Below are 19,658 nucleotides of genomic sequence, written 5' to 3' on the forward strand. Positions count from 1 at the left end.
GGGAGAGCCCGGGGGCATCCATGAGCGCTGCGCGGCGAACTCCGATCCTCGAGCTGCGCGGCATCAGGAAGCGGTTCGGCGCGGTGCAGGCCCTCTCGGGGGTCGATCTCGAGGTCTTCCCGGGCGAGGTCGTGGCCCTCGTGGGGGACAACGGGGCCGGCAAGTCGACCCTGATCAAGACCATCGCGGGCATCTTCCCGCCCGACGGCGGCGAGATGCGGTTCGCAGGGCAGCCCGTCGCGCTGCGGGGGCCCAAGGACGCTTCCCGGCTCGGGATCGCGACCGTGTATCAGGACCTCGCGCTGTGCGACAACCTCGATGTCGTCGCGAACCTGTTCCTTGGCAGGGAGGAGATCGACCCGCTCTCGCGCGCCATGAACGAGGAGCAGATGGAGCGGCGCGCGCTCGAGGTGCTGAGGACGCTCAACGTGAACATCCCTGTCGTGCGCGCGCCGGTCGCCGCGCTGTCGGGCGGACAGCGGCAGTCGGTGGCCGTGGCGCGCGCCGTCATGGGGGAGGCGAAGCTCGTCATGCTGGATGAGCCCACCGCCGCGCTCGGCGTCGCCCAGACGAGGCAGGTCCTCGAGCTCATCTCGCGCCTCAAGCAGCAGGGCCTGGGCGTCCTCGTCATCAGCCACAACCTCGCCGACGTGTTCGAGGTCTCGGACCGCATCGTCGTGCTCCGCCTCGGCCAGCTCGCCGGCACGTTCGACACGAGCGCGGCCTCGCGCGAGCAGGTCGTCGCGAGGATCACGGGGGCGGACGCCGGGGCGCCGCGGAGGGCAGGGTGATGGAGGTCCAGGGACAGACCCGTGAGGTGGTGGCCGCGGTCCCGCCGGGGTCAGGCGGGCTCTCGGCCCTCGCCCGGCGCCTGCGCCAGGGGGACGCGAGCTCGCTGCCGGTGCTCCTCGGGCTCGTTCTCATCTGGGGCATCTTCGCTTCCCAGAACGAGAACTTCCTGTCGGCGCGCAACCTCACGAACCTGGTGCTGCAGATCGCCGCGATGGGGACGATCTCGGTGGGGATCGTGCTGGTGCTGCTGCTCGGCGAGATCGACCTGTCGGTCGGCGCGGTGAGCGGGATGAGCGCCGCGGTGATGGCGATCCTGAACGTGCAGCACGGGGTGAGCCCGGCGCTGTCGCTGCTCGCCGGGGTGGGGACCGGCGCGGCGATCGGGCTCGCGCAGGGGTTCTGGTTCACGCGGTTCCGGGTGCCGTCGTTCGTCGTCACGCTCGCGGGGCTCCTCGCCTGGCAAGGGGCGCTGCTGTGGGTGCTCGGCACGACGGGCACCGTGAACGTCTATGATCCGCTCATCTCGGGGCTGGCGGGGACGTTCCTGTCGCCGGCGCTCGGGTGGGCGCTCGGCGCCGTGTGCGTCGGCATGGCGGTCGCCGGGCAGGCGGTGACGCTGCAGCGGCGGACGAAGGCCGGGCTGCCGCCGCTGCCGAGGGGCGCCATGGCGGCGCGCGTGGCGGTGGTGCTCGCGCTGGTGCCGGCCGTCGTCAGCGTGCTCAACGCGGACCGGGGGGTGCCGCTCGCGCTGCTGCTGCTGCTCGGGTTCGTGATCGGCTTCGACCTGCTGCTCCGGAGGACCCGGTTCGGGCGGTACGTCTTCGCGGTGGGCGGGAACGCGGAGGCGGCGCGGCGCGCCGGGATCCGCGTGGACGCGATCCGCGTGGCCGTGTTCACGCTGAGCGGGGCGATGGCGGCCGCGGGGGGGATCCTCGCCACGTCGCGGCTGCTCGCCGTGAACCAGTCGTCCGGGGGTGGCGACGTGCTGCTGAACGCGATCGCGGCCGCCGTGATCGGGGGGACGAGCCTGTTCGGGGGGCGAGGCACCGTGTGGTCGGCGCTGACGGGGGCGCTGCTGATCGGGTCGATCTCGAACGGGATGGATCTGCTGGCGCTGCCGTCGTCGGTGAAGTTCATGGTGACCGGGGCAGCGCTCCTCGCGGCGGTGACCATCGACGCGATCGCGAGATCCGGACGCCAGCCGGCCGGGCGGGGGTGATCGGGCGGGCGGGGCGGGGCACCCGCCCGGAGGTGCGCGGGGGCGTCAGGCGGCGTGGCCGGAGGAGGAGGCCTCGAGGCGGGCCTTCTCGGCGAGCAGCAGCTCGGTGAAGGCGGCGGTGAACATGCGCCTGGAGAGCGGGCCGAGGAAGCTGCCGACGAGCGGGAGCGGGATCTCGAAGCGCGAGGTCCAGTCGACCTCCGTGCCGTCGCCGCGCGGGGTGAAGCGGAGGCGGGAGCCCACGTGGCGGAGGGACGGGGTGCTCTCGAGGATGCGGTACTCGAACGACGACGGGCGCTCGAAGGCGGTGATCTCCTCGACGTAGCGGATGCGCCTGCCGACGCGGACCTCGCGCACGGCGCCGAGGCCGTTGCGCTCGGTGAGGCCCGGGCGGATGACCCTGGTCTGGGTGGTGGAGCCGGCGCGCAGGAAGCCCTCGTGGTCGGCGACCGCGTCGAAGACCCGGTCGACCGGGGCGTGGATGTAGACGTTGACGTGGACCTCTTCCATGCGGCGACCATCGCATGGATCCCGCCAGGCAAGCACGGACTGCCGGGGGCGGTGCGGTGTGGGGGGAAAATTGCGGTGGGGATCGAACCGAGCGCGGTGGAGCTCAACCTGGGTCGGACCGGGCGGCCCAACCTGGGTCGGACCGGGCGGCTCAACCTGGGTCAGACCGGGCGGCTCAACCTGGGTCGGACCGGGCGGGGTCGGACCGGCTGCTCAACCTGGGTCGGACCGGCTGCTCAACCTGGGTCGGACCGGCGGCTCAACCTCGGTCGGAGCCGCTCCCCAACCACGTTGCGGCTGCCCGCGGTCTTGCCCACCAGGCCAGTTGCTCCTAGAGTGAGTGAGCACTCACTCACCAAAAGGGAGGCACGCCATGACAGAAGCGTTGGACGCGCTCGTGGTCGGCGGAGGGCCGACGGGGCTCACGATGGCCGGGGAGCTCGCAAGGCGAGGGCTCACCGTGCGGATCGTCGACAAGGCGTCGGCGCCGCCGCCGGATCACTCGCGGGCGCTCGGCGTGCAGACGCGGACGATGGAGCTCCTCGGCCACATGGGCCTCGCCGATGCAGCCATGGCGCACGCCCGGCGCGTCGAGGGGCTCAACGTGCTGCTCGCGAGCGGACGGCGCGCGCGGCTGCCCATCTTCAACTTCCCGGAGCTGGCCACGCCCGTTCCAGGGCTCTTCGTCATCCAGCAATCCGACACCGAGGACGTCCTGGCCTCGCGGCTCCCCGGGCTCGGCGTGAGGCTCGAGCGCGGCGTCGAGCTCGCCTCCTACGCGCAGGACAGCGACGGCGTCACCTGCTCCCTCCGCCGGGCCGACGGGAGCGTCGAGGAGGTGCGCACCCGGTGGCTCCTCGGCTGCGACGGCGCGCGCAGCGCCGTCCGCAAGGGCGCGGACATCGCCTTCGAGGGCGACACCTACGACGACCACTGCATGCTCGGCGACCTCGTCGTGGACTGGCCGCTGCCGGACGGCGAGATCTACATCAGCCCCTCGCGCCGGGGCGTCGCAGCCGCCTTTCCCGTGCCCGGCGACCACCGCTTCCGGGTCATCCTCATCCGGCCCGAAGCGTCGCCGGCGCACGGCGCGCCGCCCTCGCTCGCGGAGTTCGAGGGCTCGATGCGCGAGATGATCCCCGTGCCGTTCACGGTCGAGAAGGCGATCGTCCTCTCGCGCTACCGGCTGCACCACCGCGTGGCAGCGCGGCTGCGCAAAGGGCGCGTGTTCCTCGCCGGAGACGCGGCCCACATCCACAGCCCGGCCGGCGCGCAGGGGATGAACACCGGGATCCAGGACGCCTACAATCTCGCGTGGAAGCTCGCGGCCGTCGAGCAGGGCCGCATGCCCGCGTGGGTCCTCGACACCTACGAGGCGGAACGAATGCCCGTGGCCCGCCGGCTCATCGACTTCACCGACCGCCTGTTCGGGCTCCTGGCCGGGCACGGCCCGGTGGGCCGGACGCTGCGCGCCGTCGCGCCGCGCCTCGTGTCCCGCGCGTTCGGCATCCCCGCCGTGCAGCGCCGGATCCTGGGGTTCGTCTCCCAGCTCAAGGTCCGCTACCGGAAGAGCCCCCTGTCGGTGCAGATCGGGACGCCGCCGGAGCGCGGACCTCGGCCCGGCGACCGCGCGCCCGACGCCGTGCTGCGCAACGAGGCGGGCGAGCAGGTCCACCTCTTCGAGCTGCTGCGCGGCGTCGGATCCTCGCTGCTGCTCTTCACCGGCCGGCAGCAGGCAGACGGCAGCCCGGACGGCGCGGCGCGCGAGCGCGCGCGGCGGCTCGCGGCGCAGCTCGGCGGGCCGGACGTCAGGGTCCTGGTCATCGGCGCGCCCGGGGACGGCGGCGGATACGCCGACCCCGACGGGCACGCGCACGCCGCATACGGCGTCGAGGGAGCGGCCGCCGTGCTCGTCCGGCCGGACGGCTACATCGGCGTGCGCAGCGATCCGCTCGACGAGCGCGAGCTCGGGCGGGCGCTCGACCGGATCTTCACGCGAAGGACGGCGGCGCCCGGCGCCGAGCAGAGAGGATGACGATGAGCCGACGCCCGCGCTCGAGCGACACGCTGACCGAAGCCCAGAAGAAGATCGTCGACGCCGCGGTGGCCGCCTTCGCGGAGCAGGGCTTCAACGGGACCGCGACGCGGGACATCGCCCGGCGCGCGGGCGTCGCGGAGGCGACGATCTTCAAGTACTTCCCCAGCAAGAGGGACCTCCTCCTCGGCGTGCTCGGACCGGCCATCGAGCAGCTCGTGGGGCCCGCGATGGCGCGCTCCATGGACCCGCTCTTCGACGCGACGTACCCGAGCTTCGAGGCGTTCCTGCGGGCGCTCCTCGCCGAGCGCACCGCCTTCGCGCGCGCGCACCCGCAGCTCGTGCGCATCCTCGCGCAGGAGCTGCCGTTCGACGCGGAGCTGCGGGTCGGCATCATCGGCCGGGTGTACGCGCCGTTCCTCGCGAGGGGGCTCGCCCTGATCGAGCGCTTCCAGCGCGAGGGGCAGATCGTGGACTGGCCGCCGCCCCTCGTCCTGCGCTGCATCGCCTCGGCGTTCGCGGGGTACGTCCTCCACCGCGTCTTCGTCGCCCCCGACGCGGCGTGGGACGACGACGCCGAGGTCGAGCGGGTCATCGCGTTCGTGACCCGCGGCCTCTCGCCCGGCCGGCCCGCGTGATCCGCGGCGGCGCGAGCGGCGCGGAGGGGGCGATCAGCTCGTCGTCAGCAGCGAGCGGAGCTGCGAGGGCGAGACCTGGTAGTCCTTGCCGCAGTAGTCGCAGCGGATGTCGAGGACCTTGCCGTCCTCGACCATCTCCTCGACGTCGCTCCTCGGCAGGCTCGCCAGCGTGGCCATGACCCGGAGCTCGCTGCAGCGACAGCTGAAGCTGAGCGGCGAGTCGTCGAGCCGCGAGAACGGCATGCCGTAGAGCAGCTCCTCGAGCAGCACGTCGGCCGACGCGCCCTCGTGCGCGAGCACGTCGTCGAGGCGCTCGAAGTCCTTCAGCCGCTCGGTCATCACCATGAGCGGGCCGCGCTCGACCTCGGGGAGGAGCTGCACGAGGTAGCCGCCGGAGGCGCCGACGCCGCCCTCGCCGAGGAGCGTCGCCACGGCGATCATCGAGACGACCTGCTCGGACTCCTGCATGTAGGTCATCAGGCCGCCGGAGATGCCGCCCTCGGCCGGGACCTCGACGACGCCCTGGTGGAGCATGCCGCTCGGGAGCGTGCGCATGACCTGGAGCAGCGACCCTTCGCCGACCTCCACGGTGCTGCCGTCGGCGGCGCCCTTGCCGAGGTTGACGAGCCCGCGGCTCGTGCCGTCGGGGTGCGAGTCGGCCACGAGCGTCCCGTGGCCGGTCGCGCCCTTGACGATCGCCTGCACCCGCAGGTTGGGCGCCATCGCCTCGCGCACGAGGATGGCGCCGGTGATCAGCTCTCCGAGCCGCTGCGCGGTCGCGCCGGTGGCCGACTGGACGGCGATCGCCCCGCGCACCGTCTCGGTGGTCAGCGCGGTGATGACTCGAAAGGCGCCATCGATCGTGATGGCGCGGACGACGGAATCAGAAGGTCGGAGCAAGATGCATTCTCCCGTGAAAAATTATCGTTAAGCCACGGACGGCAGATGGCAACCCGCGGCGTATCGGGCCGGGGGCTGGGGAAGGACGGGGCCGTCGAGCCGGGCAGCGAGGCCGGCGCGGGCAACCCGGGTGAGGGCGGGCGCCGACCTCGGACGGGCGGGGTCACCGCGCCGGCAGCGACGGCCCGGGTGGTCAGAAATCGCAATGGCTGTGCTGGTTTACAACGCCGGCACCCCCGTCTGCTCCGCGTCGGGGGCGCCGTCCAGGAGGCGCGCTCAGCTCCGCCGGCGGCGGCGGTGGAGCGCGGCGGCGCAGGCGCCGGCCGCGAGCAGGGCCCACGGCGCCGAGCGGCTGCCGTCGTCGGCGGCGCCCACCGTGCAGGCGCAGCCGCCGCCCTGCACAAGGACGCCGTCGCCCGGCGGCGCCGTGGGGCACGGAGCGATCGACCCGTCCGGAGCGCGGCAACCCGCGACGCACTCCTTCGTCGCCCCGTCGCACACCATCCCGGTCCCGCAATCGCCGTCCTCCTCGCACGCCGGGGGCACGTCGTCCGAGGGGTCGTTCGGATCCCGCTCGTCCTCGTCGACAACGCCGTCGTGATCCGCGTCCTCCTCGCCGTCGATCGCGCCGCCGCCGTCCGTGTCGGCCACGGTCGGATCGGTCGTGGTGTCCCCGCCGTCGCCGTCGGGCACGCAGGTCTTCACGTCGGTGTCCTCGTGCGAGCAGTCCTTGCCCATCTCGGTCCCGTCGAGGAGCCCATCGCCGTCGCTGTCGGGATCGAGCGCGTTGATCTTCCCGTCGTCGTCCGTGTCGGCGCCGCGATCGATCTCCTCGCCGTCGAGCACCCCGTCGTCGTCGCTGTCGGCGTCGTCCGGATCCGTGCCGAGCTCCGTCTCCTCGCTGTTCGAGAGCCCGTCGCCGTCGCGATCGCCGCGATCGTCGCCGGCGTTGTTCGGATCGGTCTCGGTGCTGCCCTCGTCGACCACGCCGTTGTGGTTCTGGTCCTCCTCGCCGTCGACCACGCCGCCGCGATCCGTGTCGGGATTTACCGCGCTCGTCGTCGTGAGCCCGCCGTCCGCGTCGGGCGTGCAGCTCGCGGCCTCGGCGTCGGTGTCCGCGTCGTCGCAGCCCTTCCCCGCCTCGGTGCCATCGAAGAGGCCGTCGCCGTCGCTGTCCGCGTCGAGGATGTCCGCCAGGCCGTCGCCGTCGCCGTCGTCGCTCGGGTTCGGCTCCTCGCCGTCGAAGAGGCCGTCGTCGTCGCTGTCGCGATCGGCCGGATCCGACCCGAGGAACACCTCGAGATCGTCGCCGAGCCCGTCGCCGTCGCCGTCCGCGTTCTGGTCGTCGTCGTCGCCGTGGCCCGCGCTCGGATCGGTCTCGCCCGCCTCGATCGCGCCGTTCAGGTTCGCGTCCTCCGAGCCGTCGGTCGCGCCGCCCCGATCGCTGTCGCGGCTGACCGCCGACGTCGTGACCGCGCTGTCGGCGTCCGCCGTGCAGTGGCCCGCCTCGGCGTCGGTGCCCGGACCGTCGCAGCCGAGGCCGAGCTCCGTGCCGTCGAACAGGCCGTCGTCGTCGCTGTCCACGTCGCGCGCGTTGACGAGCCCGTCGCCGTCCGTGTCGTCGCTGGGGTTCGGCTCGTGCCCGTCCTGCACGCCGTCGTCGTCGGAGTCCGCGTCGGCCGGGTCCGTGCCCAGCGTCTCCTCGAGGTCGTCGCTCAGCCCGTCCTCGTCCGCGTCGCCGTTCCCGCCGTCGTCGTCGCCGTGGCCGCGGGTCGGGTTGGTCTCGCCGTTGTCCGCGACGCCGTTCAGGTTCGCGTCCTCCGAGCCGTCGGTCGCGCCGCCGTTGTCCGTGTCCGCGTCGAGCGGCGACGTCCGCGTGGCGCCCGCGTCCGCGTCGGCGACGCAGCGCCCCGAGGGCGCGGTGCCGGGCCCGTCGCAGCCGAGGCCGAGCTCGGTGCCGTCGAAGAGGCCGTCGTCGTCGCTGTCGACGTCGAGCGGGTTGATGAGCCCGTCGCCGTCCGTGTCGTCCGCCGGGTTCGGCTCGAGCCCGTCGCGCACGCCGTCGCCGTCGGTGTCGGCGTCGTTCGGATCCGTGCCGAGCGCTGCCTCGAGGCCGTCGCTCAGCCCGTCGTCGTCGCTGTCCGTGACCAGCCGGTCGTCGGCGTGCTGACCGGCGCGGGGGTCGGTCTCGCCGGCGTCGACGACGCCGTCGAGGTCCGTGTCCTCCGAGCCGTCGGTCACGCCGCCGCGGTCGGTGTCGGCCTCGAGCGGCGACGTCCTCGTGGCGCCGGCGTCGCCGTCCGGCGTGCAGTGCCCCGCCGCCGCGTCGGTGCCCGGTCCGGTGCAGCCGAGGCCGAGCTCGGTCCCGTCGAAGAGGCCGTCGTTGTCGCTGTCGATGTCGAGCGCGTTGATCAGCCCGTCGCCGTCGTTGTCGTCCGTCGGGTTCGGCTCGGCGCCGTCCATCACGCCGTCATCGTCCGAGTCGGCGTCGGTCGGCGCCGTGCCGAGGTGCTCCTCGAGGGCGTCGCTGAGCCCGTCGCCGTCCGCGTCGGCGTTCTGGGTGTCGTCGCCGCCGCGCCCGCTCGTCGGATCCGTCTCGCCGGCGTCGAGCACGCCGTTCAGGTTCGCGTCCTCCGAGCCGTCGGGCATGCCGCCGTTGTCGGTGTCCGCGTCCAGCGGATCGGTCGTCGTCGCCCCGCCGTCGCCGTCGGGCACGCAGTGCCCCGCGAGCGTGTTCGTCCCCGGCCCGTTGCAGTCCGTGAGGCCGAGCTCCGTCGCGTCGAAGAGGCCGTCGTTGTCGCTGTCGACGTCGCGCGCGTTCACGAGGCCGTCGCCGTCGGTGTCGCGATCCCAGAGCTCCTCGTCGCCGTCGCCGATGCCGTCGTCGTCCGAGTCGGCGTCGTTCGGATCGGTGCCGGCGCGGATCTCGTCGCCGTCGCTCAGCCCGTCGCTGTCGCTGTCGACGAGGATCGCCGTGGGCTGCGCGCCCGGCGCGGCGCCGTCGCCGTCCGTCGGGTAGTCCTGGGCGGCCCCGCCCCCGGGGCTCTGCCCGGTGACGACGGCCTGGTTCACGATCTCGCCGTCCGTGTCCTCGTCGATGGTGACGCGGAACCGCACCGTCGTGGTCTCGCCGACGCCGAGCGATCCGCCGCTGGCCGCGCTGGCGCCGTTGCCGAGCCGGACGCGGATCCGCCTGGAGCCGGCGATGTACTCGCCCTCGTCGTCGCCCGCCGCGTCGGTGACGCCGCCCGCGTTCGGGCCCGTGGCGATCTCGAGCGAGCCCGCCACGTACGTGACGCCGGGGGGCAGCGGGTCGTTCAGCACGACCTCCGCGGCCTCATCGTCCCCGGTGTTCGCGACGATGATCGTGTACTCGAGCGTGTCGCCGGGCGAGACGCCGCCGCCGTCGAGGTCGAGGACCGACTTGCTCGTGGTGGAGAGATCCGGCAGGAGCGTCGGCACCGACGTGATGATGCCGCCGAGCAGGTAGCTGTCCGCGCCCGAGACGACCGCGCCGATCTGCGCCTCCGTGTCACCGGCCCTGAGCAGATTGGACGGGATCTGGACCACGTCGATGTCGATGCCGCTCATGCTCAGCGGCCCGCCGGTGAGCCTCGGCAGGTCGCCCGCCGTGGACATCATCGCGCCGAGGAACGAGCGGGAGCTGTTGAAGAAGTTGTTCGCCGGGTTCTGCGCGTCGAACAGCGCCGTGTCGTTCCACTCGAGCGCGTCGCCGGCCGAGCTGTCGCCGTCGTAGCCGATGACGCCGAGCTTCGCCTGGCCCCCGCCCGAGGGGACGACGAACCCCGAGACCGTCCAGTCCACCGTGACGCCGTCGATCACCGGATCCAGCCCGTCGAAGATGGCGAGGTTCCGCGCGGGGGCGGTCGTCTGCTCGTAGAGCACGACCATCCACCAGCCGGCGAACGTGAACGCCTGGTTCACGCCGTTGAGGGCGGCGGCGTTGGAGATGCCGCTCAGGCGGTAGGCGCCCGCGCCGCGCGCCTGCACGAGCGAGGTGACGTCGGCGACCACCTGGGAATGGGTGAGGCCCGAGATCGCCGTCTCGGCGGAGAGCGTGCCCGTCACCTCGGAGGTGAAGGCGGCGGGCCGATCCAGGGTCACGGTGAGGTCGGCCGAGCCCGAGGAGCGGCTCACCGCCCAGTAGAGGTACGCGTGCGTCACCCGCGCGCCGGTGGGGAGGCCGAGCACCGCGGTGCTGCGGGCGGCCGCGGGAGATATCGTGTTGTTCGCCTCGGCCTGCCCGGCGAGGGGGCTGTCGGACCGCCAGTAGATGTCGGGCGCCGAGTCGCTGAGCGTCGAGCTCGTGCCGCACGCGCCGACGGCGCCCACGACAGGCGCCGGCGTTGTCGAGGCGCAGTCGTGCGCGAGCGTGTTGCCGATGAGGACGAAATCGCCCCGCTGCGCCACCTGGATCCGGTTGAACGGCTGCGCGCTCGCGGTCCCCGCGAGCGCCCCGAGCAGCGCGGCGCTGGTGAGCCCCGTGTATGCCAATCGCTTTGCCATCGAAGCCTCCAGCCCTATGGCTGCTTCTTTGCCTTCTCGATGATGTTGAACTGGACGCGCCGGTTCTTCTGCCGCCCCGCCTCGGTCTTGTTGTCCGCGATCGGGACGTCGGGCCCGTAGCCCTTCGCCTGCATGCGCTCGATCGCGATGCCGCGCTCGACGAGCGCCCTCAGCACCGACTCGGCGCGGGCCTGGCTGAGCTTCGTGTTGAACTGGCGGGCGCCGCGGTCGTCGGTGTGGCCCTGGACCTCGATCTTGACGATCTCGGGGTGGTCCTTGAGCACGCCCGCGACCTCGTCGAGCAGCTCGTTGCTCACCGGCCGGATGGTCGCCTTCCCGGTATCGAATTGCACCTGCTGAAGGATGACGATCTCGGTCTCGGTGACGCGGACCGCGACCGGGCAGCCGTTCTGCTTCGGATCCTCGTCGGCCTTGCCCTTCTCGTTCGGGCAGGCGTCCTTGTCGTCGCGGATGCCGTCGCCGTCGGTGTCGCCCGGGCAGCCGTTCGTGGCCGGGTCGGTGGTGGCGACGCCGGGGATCTCCGGGCACGCGTCCGACGGGTCGGGGATCGTGTCGCTGTCGCGATCGGGCGGCGGCGGGCAGCCGTTCGTCTTCGGGTCGTCGCTCGCCGGGCCGGCCTGATCCGGGCACGCGTCGACGTCGTCGAGGACGCCGTCCTTGTCGCGGTCCCCGGGCGGCGGGCAGCCGTGCTTCTTCGGATCGGGCGAGGCGACGCCGGCCACGGCGGGGCAGGCGTCGACAGCGTCGAGGATGCCGTCCGTGTCCGCGTCCTTCGGCGGCGGACAGCCGTTCTTCGCGCGATCCGCGCTGCCGATGCCCGCGACGTCCGGGCAGGCGTCGTCCGCGTCGGGGATGCCGTCGCCGTCCCGGTCCTTCACGGGCGGCTTCACCTCGGGCGAGTAGGCGATGAGGGCGGCGGCGCGGAACGACGGCGTGCCGACGCCGGCGGTGAGGCCGGGGCCGATGCCGAGGCCGGCCTCGAAGTCGTCGGCGAAGCGGTAGCGCCCGCCGAGCAGGGCCTCGAGGTTGGTGGTGCGCTGCTGGACGTCGGAGACCGTGATGGAGCCGGTGATCTCCGGCCCGATCTGCAGGCGCCGCTCGTCGTCGAGCAGCAGCCCGACGCCGGCGCCCCAGTGCACCATCATCCCCTGCTCGACGTTGGCGAACTGCCGGGCGGATCGGAACTCCGGCCCCGCGGCGAGCGACCACACCGCGCGATCGAGGTGGCCGCCGAGGACGAGCTGCGGCCCGCCGCGCACGCCGCCGTCGCCGGAGTATGCCTCGGGGCTGCCGGTCGGCAGCCACACGTGGCCGGCGATCGCGATCTGGAACGGGTCGTGGTAGCCGCCGTAGAGCGTCGCGCGCGCGCCGAGCCGCAGGTCCCCGAGCGCGCTCGTGGTCGGCGGCGCGAGCACCGCGCCCGAGGCGGCCCCCCCGTCGCCGGACTGGAGCGCGAGCGGCAGATCGACGTTCACCGTGAGGTGCTTCCAGAGCGAGAGCGAGGCGCTCAGGTGGAGCAGGAGCTGGCTGCCGACGACCTTGCCGGCGTCGATCTCCTCGTTGCCCGACTCCCTCCGCAACACGAGCGGATCCTGGGCATAATCGCCGAGGAGCATGATGTGGGGTGAGCTGTCGCCTGCCGTGTAGGCGGATTGGACTCCGAACATCCTGTCGCCGGCGGGCGCGGGCTGGAACCTGTCGAGCGCGAACCCTTCGGGTCTCGCGGGTTCCTGTGCTTCGGCGCGGTCCGCTGCGCCGAGCAGGCACAGCGCCGCCGCGAGCGCGGCCGTCGGATGGGTCCCCTGTGTACGAGCCGGCATGGAACGAGGTCGCCTCCTTGCGGGAAGGAACAGCAAGCCCGGGAAGTATCGACCGAAACGGGCACGGCGTTCAATGTTTCGCGAGGTTTCCGGGCGCCTGCCGGCGTCGGGGCCGGTTCGATGGCGGGGCACAGCGCACCTCCGACCGCCCGACGGCCGCAGGCGCATGTGCGCGGCGCTCGCGTGCGATCGGGAGCGGGCTCACCTGGCGCGCGCCGAGCACCGGAGCGGCGCCTGCACCCGAATCACGGCGCGCCCTGCGCTGGTGTACGGATTTCCCTCATGGAGCTCCGGTGTCCGGCGTCGAGGCGGCCGTGTGTCACCGCCACGCCAGGGTTGCTACCGGACAGCAGCAGCGGTAGAGCGGCGACTTGACCCCGCGGCACGCGCTGCTCGCGGCACTCGTCAGGAGGCATCCATGGCCCGCGAACCGAAGAACTTCGACCACCTCCTCGGCGGCAACGCCAAGGGGTTGAGTGATCTGCAGCTCAAGGCGCATTTCACCCTGTACCAGGGCTACGTGAAGAAGCTCAACGAGATCTGGGAGCAGCTCGGCAAGGCTGACCGGAGCGCGCCGAACTACTCGTACAACGCGTACAGCGAGCTCAAGCGCCGCGAGCCGGTGGCCTTCAACGGCACGGTGCTCCACGAGCTCTACTTCGAGAACATCGGCAACGGCTCGACGCAGCCGAGCGCGAAGTCGAAGCAGCTCATCGAGGCGTCGTTCGGCAGCTTCGACAACTGGCTGGCTGACGCGAAGGCGGCGCTCATGAGCGCCCACGGCTGGACGGTGCTCGTGTACGACTATCAGGAGAAGAAGCTCTTCAACAACCTCATCCGGACCGAGCACGACGTGGGCCTGTTTGCGAACACGCATATCATGGTCGCCATCGACGCCTGGGAGCACGCTTACTTCGCGGACTACCAGACCAAGAAGGCGGACTACGTGGCCAACGTGCTCTCCGGCCTGAACTGGGACGTCATCAACGCGCGCCTCCAGCAGGTCGGCCCGCACTCGGCGGCGTAGTTACACGGCGGGGTCCCCGCGCGGCGCGACGAACACGGCCCGGTCGGGCCGGGCCGCTCGGCAAGACCCTCCACGGCGCGGCGCGACGAGCACGGCCCGGCCGGGCCGGGCCGCCCGGCAAGACCCTCCACGGCGCGGCGCGACGAAACATGGCGCTCGTCGCGATGTCCCCTTACCGCCTCCGTCCTGTAGGCTGCACGCGACAATGAGCAAGGCCGCGTCGAGCTCCCCCGAGACCGGGCAGGAGAGCCTCATCCACGTCCGCCGGATTCACCGACGCGACCTGAACCGCGTCTGGGAGTTTCTCAAGAAGGTGTTCCGGGACGTGAACCGGGAAACGGTCGAGTACCAGCGGCCACGCTCCAAGAAGCGGTTCCTGGAGGTCTACGAAGAAGAAGGGGTCGAGCAGCTCCTCTTCGAGGTCCGTCAAGACCAGGTGCAGGAGATCGTCGGCTACGCCGAGTGCGCGTTCGAGATCACCGGCACCGACAACTGGATGAACGAGCGGTACTTCACGAAGCACGACATGCGCCCGCTCTTCGTCGAGGAGCTCGCGGTCCACCCCGAGTACCAGGGCCGCGGCGTCGGCGCCTTCATCCTCGAGCAGCTCGAGCACCTCGCGCGCCTCCGCGGGTGCACCCACCTCGTGCTGGAGGTCGCCGAGAACAACATCGGCGCGCTCAGGTTCTATCGAAAGCGCAGCTTCTCCCGGCTCGACGCCGCGATCTTCATGGCGAAGAAGGTGGCCGTCGACTCGGAGCTCCTGCCGCCCCGCGCCCTCAAGAAGCCGCGCCCCCCGGAGGAGCTCGCCGCGCCGGCGAAGCCGAAGCGCTCGTCCCGCCGTGCTACGAGGGCGCGCGGCGCCGAGAAGAGGTCGAGCTCCGCGCCGCCCTCGCAGCCGCCGGAGTCCTCCCCGCCGGGCGCACCGGCCGGCGAGACGCGCGAGCCCCCCGCCAAGGCGGGCGCGCCGGAGGCGAAGCCGAACCGCCCCGAGCCCGCGCGCAGCCGCGGCGCGTCGTCCTGAGCCCGCGCGCGGCATCGCGCCGCGCGGGGCGAGGACGGCGCGCCCTCAGAGCTCGGCCGTGCCGTGATGGCGCAGGGTCGCGGGCAACGACAGCGCGTGATCGATGCAGGCGCGGATGTCGTCGAAGCTCGATAGCCCGTACCAGAACACCGTCCAGTTCTCGTTGCGGTAGCTGCCCTCGGCTTGCTGGAAATACCACGGGTTGATCTCGTTGCCGTTCCGCGCGCGCCAGAACAGCCGCGGGTTCTCGTTCTTCATCCGCGTCCAGAGCGAGCCGCCGATGCCCACGCCCTGCGCCTCCGTGGTCACCGCGAACTTGTCGAGGTACGGCGTCGACGGCGCCCTGTTGCTCGAGTCGAGCGTGAGGATCGCCGTCGCCCGGTACGAGTCGGACAGGTAGATGCGGTAGAACGACTTCTTGTCGAAGTAGTGCGCGTCGAGCTGCCGCTGGAAGCACGCCTCGAGCAGATCGCGCAGCCGGCCGCGGTCGATGCCGTCGAGCGTGTCGTGCCGCAGGATCCGCTCGCCGCGGCGGACGAGGGTGCCAGAGCCCGTGTGCGTGAAGAGCTCCTTCGCCAGGTGATCGGGCGCCGTGATCGAGACCGACGAGGTCGCCGGCAACCCGTCGAGCAGGAGCTTGATCTCCCGCAGCTTGAGCCGCACGCCGTCGTTCAACCAGGGCTGGGCGAGGAGGCCGGCGTAATCTTCCTCGAGGTTGATGGCCGAGATGATGCGCCCGTGCTCGTCGAGCAGGCCGCCCGCGCTCGTGAGGAAGATCATCTTGAACGGCTGGATCGCGAGCGCGAGCTCGCGCGCGGCCACGTCCGCGTTGATGTTCACGATCTGCCCGCCCGGCGTCTCGCCGAGGCAGGCGAGGATCGGCAGGTGCCCCGCGCGCAGGCTGGATCTCACCGCGTCGACATGGACGCGCTGGATCCTGCCGACGAGACCGAGGCGCTCCTCGTCCAGCAGCGACGCCTCGAAGACGCCCGCCGTGATCGGCCGCGTGCGCGTGCCCATCTCCTCGAGCGCCTCGACGAGCCGCAGGTTCTCGCGGAGGAAGACGCGGCGGGCGATCTCCAGGACGCGCGGCGTCGTGACGCGCAGCCCGTCGACGCGCTCGGTCGGGATGCCCGCCTCGGCGAGCGCCCGGTCGAGCTGCGGCCCGGCGCCGTGGATGACGATCGGGTACAGGCCGACCTGGTTCAGGAACACGAGCGAGGTCGCGAGCGCCTCGAGGTCCTCGTCGAGGATGGCGCCGCCCACCTTGATGACGGCGAACTTCTGCTGATCGACGGCCGCGTACTGCTTCAGGTACTGCTCGACCTCCTTGCGGCTGCCGAGGTTCCTGAGCAGGCGGACGATGACATCTTGCGTCGAGCCCATCGCGGTCACCACCCGTTCGCCAGCACGTCCATCACGGCCTTCTGGACATGCAGCCGGTTCTCGGCCTCGTCGATGACCATGGAGGCGGGGGAGTCGATCACCGCGTCCGTGACCTTGACGTTGCGCCGGACCGGGAGGCAATGGGAGAAGAGCCCGCCGGCGGTGAGCGCCATCTTCTGCTCGTCGACGATGAAGTGCTTGTGCTTGTCGCGGATGGGCTTCTCTTGCTCCCAGCGCCCGAAGTAGGGAATCGCTCCCCAGCTCTTCGCGTACACGACGTGGGCGCCGCGGTAGGCGGACTCGATGTCGTAGGTGATGGTGAGCTTCCTCCCGCTCTCCGCCGCGCTCTTCCTGGCGGCGTCGAGGTAACGGTCGTCGAGGTGGTACTCCTCGCCGGGGCAGAGGAGGGTGACGTCCATGCCGAGCTTGGAGGCGATGAGGACCGCGGAGTTTGCGACTGCGGTGTTGAGCGGGCGCGGGTGGTACGTCCAGGTGAGGACGAACTTCTTGCCGTCGAGGCGGCCGAGGCGCTCCTTCATGGCGAGCGCGAGCGCGAGCTCCTGGCAGGGGTGGGTGATGGTCTCGAGGTTGATGACGGGCACGGTGGCGTGCCGGGCGAAGCCCTGGAGCACCTTGTCCTGGCGATCCTCTTCCCAGCGCTGGAACCTGGGGAACGCGCGCACGCCGATGAGGTCGGCGTAGCGCGAGAGCACGCGGGCGACCTCCTGGACGTGCTCCTCCGGCTCGCCGTCCATCACGGCGCCGTCGTCGAACTCGATGGGCCAGGCGCCCCGGCCGGGCTCCAGCACGACCGCGTGGCCGCCGAGCTCCCGGATGCCGACGTCGAAGGAGGTGCGCGTGCGCAGCGACGGGTTGAAGAAGACGAGCGCGATCGTGCGATCCTTGAGGCGCGGCTCGATCGGCCGCCGCTTGAAGCGCTGCGCACGCTCGAGGAGGCCCTCGATCTCGGCGCGGGTGTAGTCCATCGTCGTCAGAAAGTGCCGCATCGGATGCCTCCTCGTTCGGACAAGCGCGGGGCGGGCGCTCGCATTGGAGCAATCCTGGCGGCGATGTCAACGACGCACGCGGGCGCGCGCGCCGTCGTCGCGCCGACTCGAGCGCGCGGCGGCGCGCGGCGGCCGCGCTGTCCGGGAGCGGCGCGGCCAGCAGCGCTCCCGAGCCGGCCGTCCTGGGAACGTGTCGTCCACCGGCGCGTGAAGGGTGAGGAAGGACAGGTGCTCTGGATACCGGTTCTCGAACGAGACGCCGAAGGAGGGGCTGCCGCCCCGCCGAGCCACCATGTCGGCGTCGCGCCATCGTCGCATCGTGTTGGCCCGGTGACGATCGCCGCCGCGGGATGGCCATCTGCAGCGCCGCTCGCCGGGCGGGCGCCCCTCGTCAGCCTGCAGATCCCGAGATGCCAGGGTTGCATGCCCCGATTTCAGGAACGAAAGGGGTACGCTGACCTCCCCAGGAAAATGCGCGGGAAACCAGGGGGCATCCCCTGGCCCGCATCCTGCTTATCACGTAGGGCAGAGCGCCCGTGACGGTTTCCCCCCCCCACCGTCGAATGGGCGCTCTTTTTTCTTTGTGCTCCTGCGGCTGCGTCGCGCGAGCATGGGTGTCCCGATGACGCTGGTCGTGATCCTCACGGTTCGGTGCGAGGCGCTCGACGCGTTCCGCGCCTACGAGAGGAAGGCCGCGGCCGTGATGGCACGGTATGGCGGCGCGATCGAGCGGACCGTGGTGACCGCGCCAGACAGCGCGGGGGTGAGCTTGAAGGAGGTTCACATCGTCACCTTTCCGGACGAACAAGCCTTCTCGGCGTATCGCCGTGACGGCGAGCTCGGGGCGGTGGCGCACCTGCGGGACGTTTCCGTTGTAGAGACCGAGATCCTGCGCGGGGAAGCGGGGCCGGACTACCACGCTGCCGCCGGCTGACGGAGGTCGCGGTGGAGCTCCGGGCTACGCCTTCTCGGGTGGCTCTGCGATGCACGCGGTGGCGATGCGACGGAACCCGACCCGCTCGTAAACGCGGGCGACATCGTCGTTCTGAGCGGAAAGGAACACCGTGCGATGGCCGGCGTCGAGGGCGTGGCGGGCCAGGATCGCGGTGACCGCGGCGGCGAGCCCTCGCCGCCGGGCCGCCGGCAGCGTCCCCACGCCGACGATCTCGGCCACGCCTCCTGCGTGCTGGTAGCTGCCCGCGCACAGCGGACCGGCGAGCGCGCCGTGGCGACCGCGGGCGGCGGCGTGCACCAGCGTCCCCTCGACGAGCGACGCGTGCCATGAGGCCGCGTGTCCGGCCGGGAGCGCGGCCGCTGTGGCGTCCCGCTCCGCCGGTCCCGCGGGGCCTGCCGCGGTGCTGAGCGCGCCGAACGCGACGTGCGCGACGGCCTGCACGGCGGCGAGATCCGGGTCCCCGGGGGTGACGAGCGACAGCGAGAGGTCCGCCGGCAAAGGCATCTGGACGGGCTCACCGGAGAGCACGAGCAGCGGGCAGCGCTGGACCAGGAGGCCGGCCGCCTCGGCAGCGGCGTCGAGCCCCGGGGTGGTCTCCAGCACCCACTCGAACGCTTCCGGAACGGAGAGCTCCCGCTGACGCGCGCGCACGGAGGCCACGTCCTCCGGCGACACGGGTCCAGGATGGTCCAGGGTGGGGCGGGCATAGTAGGGCCAGCCGTCGCCGCGGCGGACGAAGAGGGTCAGCGGCCCGTGGTCCTCGGCGTCAGCGCGCCGTCGAGGGACGGCATCGTAGAACCGCTCGATGGCGGCGAGGAGGGCGCTCACGGGCTGACGTGCCATGTCGTGGCGTCCACGGGGCGCGCCTCGGCGGCAGCGCCTCCCGGCGAGCGTGCGTGGAGGGCGGCGAGCTCGGAGGAGGGGAGGTGCGTCTCTGCCATGACACGCGACGGCGACGCGATGCTGGTAGTGGAGAACGGTGACGTTGTCGAGGAAGACAGGCGCTCCTGGCGCGGAGCGTCCGTCGAGGGCGCGGAGCGTCCGTCGAGGTCGTCGCGGCCCTGGACGCCTCCGTCGGGACCGCCGCCATGGTCCGGACGGGGTGCGTGGCAGTCGCTCGGACAGTTGCAGTCGTTCTCGCCCGCGCCGCAGGCGCCGTCGCCGCACTTTGCGCAGAGGTGCGCGTCGGGGGCCGTGATCACGCACTGGCCATCGATGCGATCCATCGCGGGAATGCGGGAGAGCTCCGGGCAGCAGGCGGTGAACGATTTGCCGGACGCCATCGCTCCTTCCCCCGAGCAGCGCGAGGCGAGCTCCGCGCACGAGCCGTCGGCTTGCTGGATGTAGCCGGGCGAGCAATCGCATTGCGGTCGCCGAGGGCGCAGCACAGGCACCGTGCCGGCCGGCCCTCTCGGCCCGAGCTGGACCGCGGTCGCGGCCGGAGAGCGCGCCGGTGCGGCGCCGCCGGGGCTCGCCGGCGGCGCGGGAGGCGAAGCGATCTTGCCGTCGGGCGTCTGGGAGGTGATCGGGATCCAGTCGATGATCTGGCCGTCCGGAGTGGCCGTGGTGGCCACGACGTTGCGGCGAGCCGACCGCAGCGCTCCACCCGGCGCGCAGGGGTCGTCGGCGCCCGGGCGAGGGGGACCCGCGGGGGCGGGCTCGCTGCCGGCGCAGCCCATCAAGAGGAGCAGCAGAGGCCAGAGGCGCGGGGCAGGCGGGGTCATGGGCATGAAACAGGGGAGCCTGCGGGATCTTACGGTGATGTACCGCTCGCCCGGCAATGGCTGCTGCGACGCG

Annotated in this window: 15 protein-coding genes; 7 read left to right on the forward strand and 8 right to left on the reverse strand. The window is 72.2% G+C overall.

Going from position 1 to position 19,658, the window contains the following annotated elements:
- Nucleotides 1–20: 20 nt before the first annotated feature.
- Together WMF24_RS00405 and WMF24_RS00410 are read left to right on the forward strand one after the other, a co-directional pair.
- A complete protein-coding gene (locus tag WMF24_RS00405) occupies nucleotides 21–791 on the forward strand; it encodes an ATP-binding cassette domain-containing protein (RefSeq protein ID WP_437734345.1) in 771 nt (256 codons plus the stop codon).
- Nucleotides 791–2,011 carry a sugar ABC transporter permease gene (locus WMF24_RS00410; RefSeq protein ID WP_437738948.1) on the forward strand — a complete coding sequence of 407 codons (1,221 nt, stop codon included), beginning with the start codon at nucleotides 791–793 and terminating at the stop codon, nucleotides 2,009–2,011. The genes WMF24_RS00405 and WMF24_RS00410 overlap by 1 nt, the downstream gene beginning before the upstream one ends.
- A 45-nt stretch (nucleotides 2,012–2,056) precedes the next feature.
- Here the strand turns inward: WMF24_RS00410 and WMF24_RS00415 are convergent, their stop codons facing one another.
- On the reverse strand, nucleotides 2,057–2,521 hold the full coding sequence (locus WMF24_RS00415) for an SRPBCC family protein (protein ID WP_437734346.1): 465 nt from the start codon (nucleotides 2,519–2,521) through the stop codon (nucleotides 2,057–2,059).
- A gap of 373 nt (nucleotides 2,522–2,894) precedes the next feature.
- Here WMF24_RS00415 and WMF24_RS00420 point away from each other — a divergent pair, with 373 nt between their 5' ends.
- The gene (locus WMF24_RS00420; protein WP_437734347.1) at nucleotides 2,895–4,556 is read left to right on the forward strand and encodes an FAD-dependent monooxygenase; all 1,662 of its coding nucleotides are present in this window, start codon (nucleotides 2,895–2,897) and stop codon (nucleotides 4,554–4,556) included.
- 2 nt (nucleotides 4,557–4,558) lie between these two features.
- On the forward strand, nucleotides 4,559–5,194 hold the full coding sequence (locus tag WMF24_RS00425; RefSeq protein WP_437734348.1) for a TetR/AcrR family transcriptional regulator: 636 nt from the start codon (nucleotides 4,559–4,561) through the stop codon (nucleotides 5,192–5,194).
- Between the two features lie 33 nt (nucleotides 5,195–5,227).
- Here WMF24_RS00425 and WMF24_RS00430 read toward each other — a convergent pair whose 3' ends face one another.
- The 3 genes from WMF24_RS00430 to WMF24_RS00440 all read right to left on the reverse strand — a co-directional run bounded on the left by WMF24_RS00430 (nucleotide 5,228) and on the right by WMF24_RS00440 (nucleotide 12,462).
- Nucleotides 5,228–6,094, reverse strand: a complete 867-nt coding sequence (locus WMF24_RS00430; protein ID WP_437734349.1) for an Hsp33 family molecular chaperone HslO — start codon at nucleotides 6,092–6,094, stop codon at nucleotides 5,228–5,230.
- Nucleotides 6,095–6,370: 276 nt separating this feature from the next.
- Complete coding sequence (locus WMF24_RS00435; RefSeq protein WP_437734350.1) at nucleotides 6,371–10,621, reverse strand: hypothetical protein; 4,251 nt, start codon at nucleotides 10,619–10,621, stop codon at nucleotides 6,371–6,373.
- A 14-nt stretch (nucleotides 10,622–10,635) separates the two neighbouring features.
- Nucleotides 10,636–12,462 carry an OmpA family protein gene (locus tag WMF24_RS00440; protein ID WP_437734351.1) on the reverse strand — a complete coding sequence of 609 codons (1,827 nt, stop codon included), beginning with the start codon at nucleotides 12,460–12,462 and terminating at the stop codon, nucleotides 10,636–10,638.
- Nucleotides 12,463–12,880: 418 nt separating this feature from the next.
- On the opposite strand from WMF24_RS00440, the gene WMF24_RS00445 reads away from it, so the two are divergent.
- Both WMF24_RS00445 and WMF24_RS00450 read left to right on the forward strand, forming a co-directional pair.
- Nucleotides 12,881–13,489: a superoxide dismutase gene (locus WMF24_RS00445; RefSeq protein WP_437734352.1), complete on the forward strand. Its 609-nt coding sequence runs from the start codon at nucleotides 12,881–12,883 to the stop codon at nucleotides 13,487–13,489.
- A 205-nt stretch (nucleotides 13,490–13,694) separates the two neighbouring features.
- Complete coding sequence (locus WMF24_RS00450) at nucleotides 13,695–14,513, forward strand: GNAT family N-acetyltransferase (RefSeq protein ID WP_437734353.1); 819 nt, start codon at nucleotides 13,695–13,697, stop codon at nucleotides 14,511–14,513.
- 45 nt (nucleotides 14,514–14,558) lie between these two features.
- Here WMF24_RS00450 and WMF24_RS00455 read toward each other — a convergent pair whose 3' ends face one another.
- Nucleotides 14,559–15,899: an acetylglutamate kinase gene (locus WMF24_RS00455; protein ID WP_437734354.1), complete on the reverse strand. Its 1,341-nt coding sequence runs from the start codon at nucleotides 15,897–15,899 to the stop codon at nucleotides 14,559–14,561.
- Between the two features lie 5 nt (nucleotides 15,900–15,904).
- Nucleotides 15,905–16,906: an N-acetylornithine carbamoyltransferase gene (locus WMF24_RS00460; protein WP_437734355.1), complete on the reverse strand. Its 1,002-nt coding sequence runs from the start codon at nucleotides 16,904–16,906 to the stop codon at nucleotides 15,905–15,907.
- A 622-nt stretch (nucleotides 16,907–17,528) separates the two neighbouring features.
- On the opposite strand from WMF24_RS00460, the gene WMF24_RS00465 reads away from it, so the two are divergent.
- Nucleotides 17,529–17,840, forward strand: a complete 312-nt coding sequence (locus tag WMF24_RS00465; RefSeq protein ID WP_437734356.1) for a hypothetical protein — start codon at nucleotides 17,529–17,531, stop codon at nucleotides 17,838–17,840.
- 24 nt (nucleotides 17,841–17,864) lie between these two features.
- Here the strand turns inward: WMF24_RS00465 and WMF24_RS00470 are convergent, their stop codons facing one another.
- On the reverse strand, nucleotides 17,865–18,704 hold the full coding sequence (locus WMF24_RS00470; protein ID WP_437734357.1) for a GNAT family N-acetyltransferase: 840 nt from the start codon (nucleotides 18,702–18,704) through the stop codon (nucleotides 17,865–17,867).
- The gene (locus tag WMF24_RS00475) at nucleotides 18,686–19,585 is read right to left on the reverse strand and encodes a hypothetical protein (protein WP_437734358.1); all 900 of its coding nucleotides are present in this window, start codon (nucleotides 19,583–19,585) and stop codon (nucleotides 18,686–18,688) included. The genes WMF24_RS00470 and WMF24_RS00475 overlap by 19 nt, the downstream gene beginning before the upstream one ends.
- Nucleotides 19,586–19,658: the final 73 nt, after the last annotated feature.

The organism is Sorangium sp. So ce1335 (assembly GCF_051521615.1).
Lineage (GTDB): Bacteria > Myxococcota_A > Polyangia > Polyangiales > Polyangiaceae > Sorangium.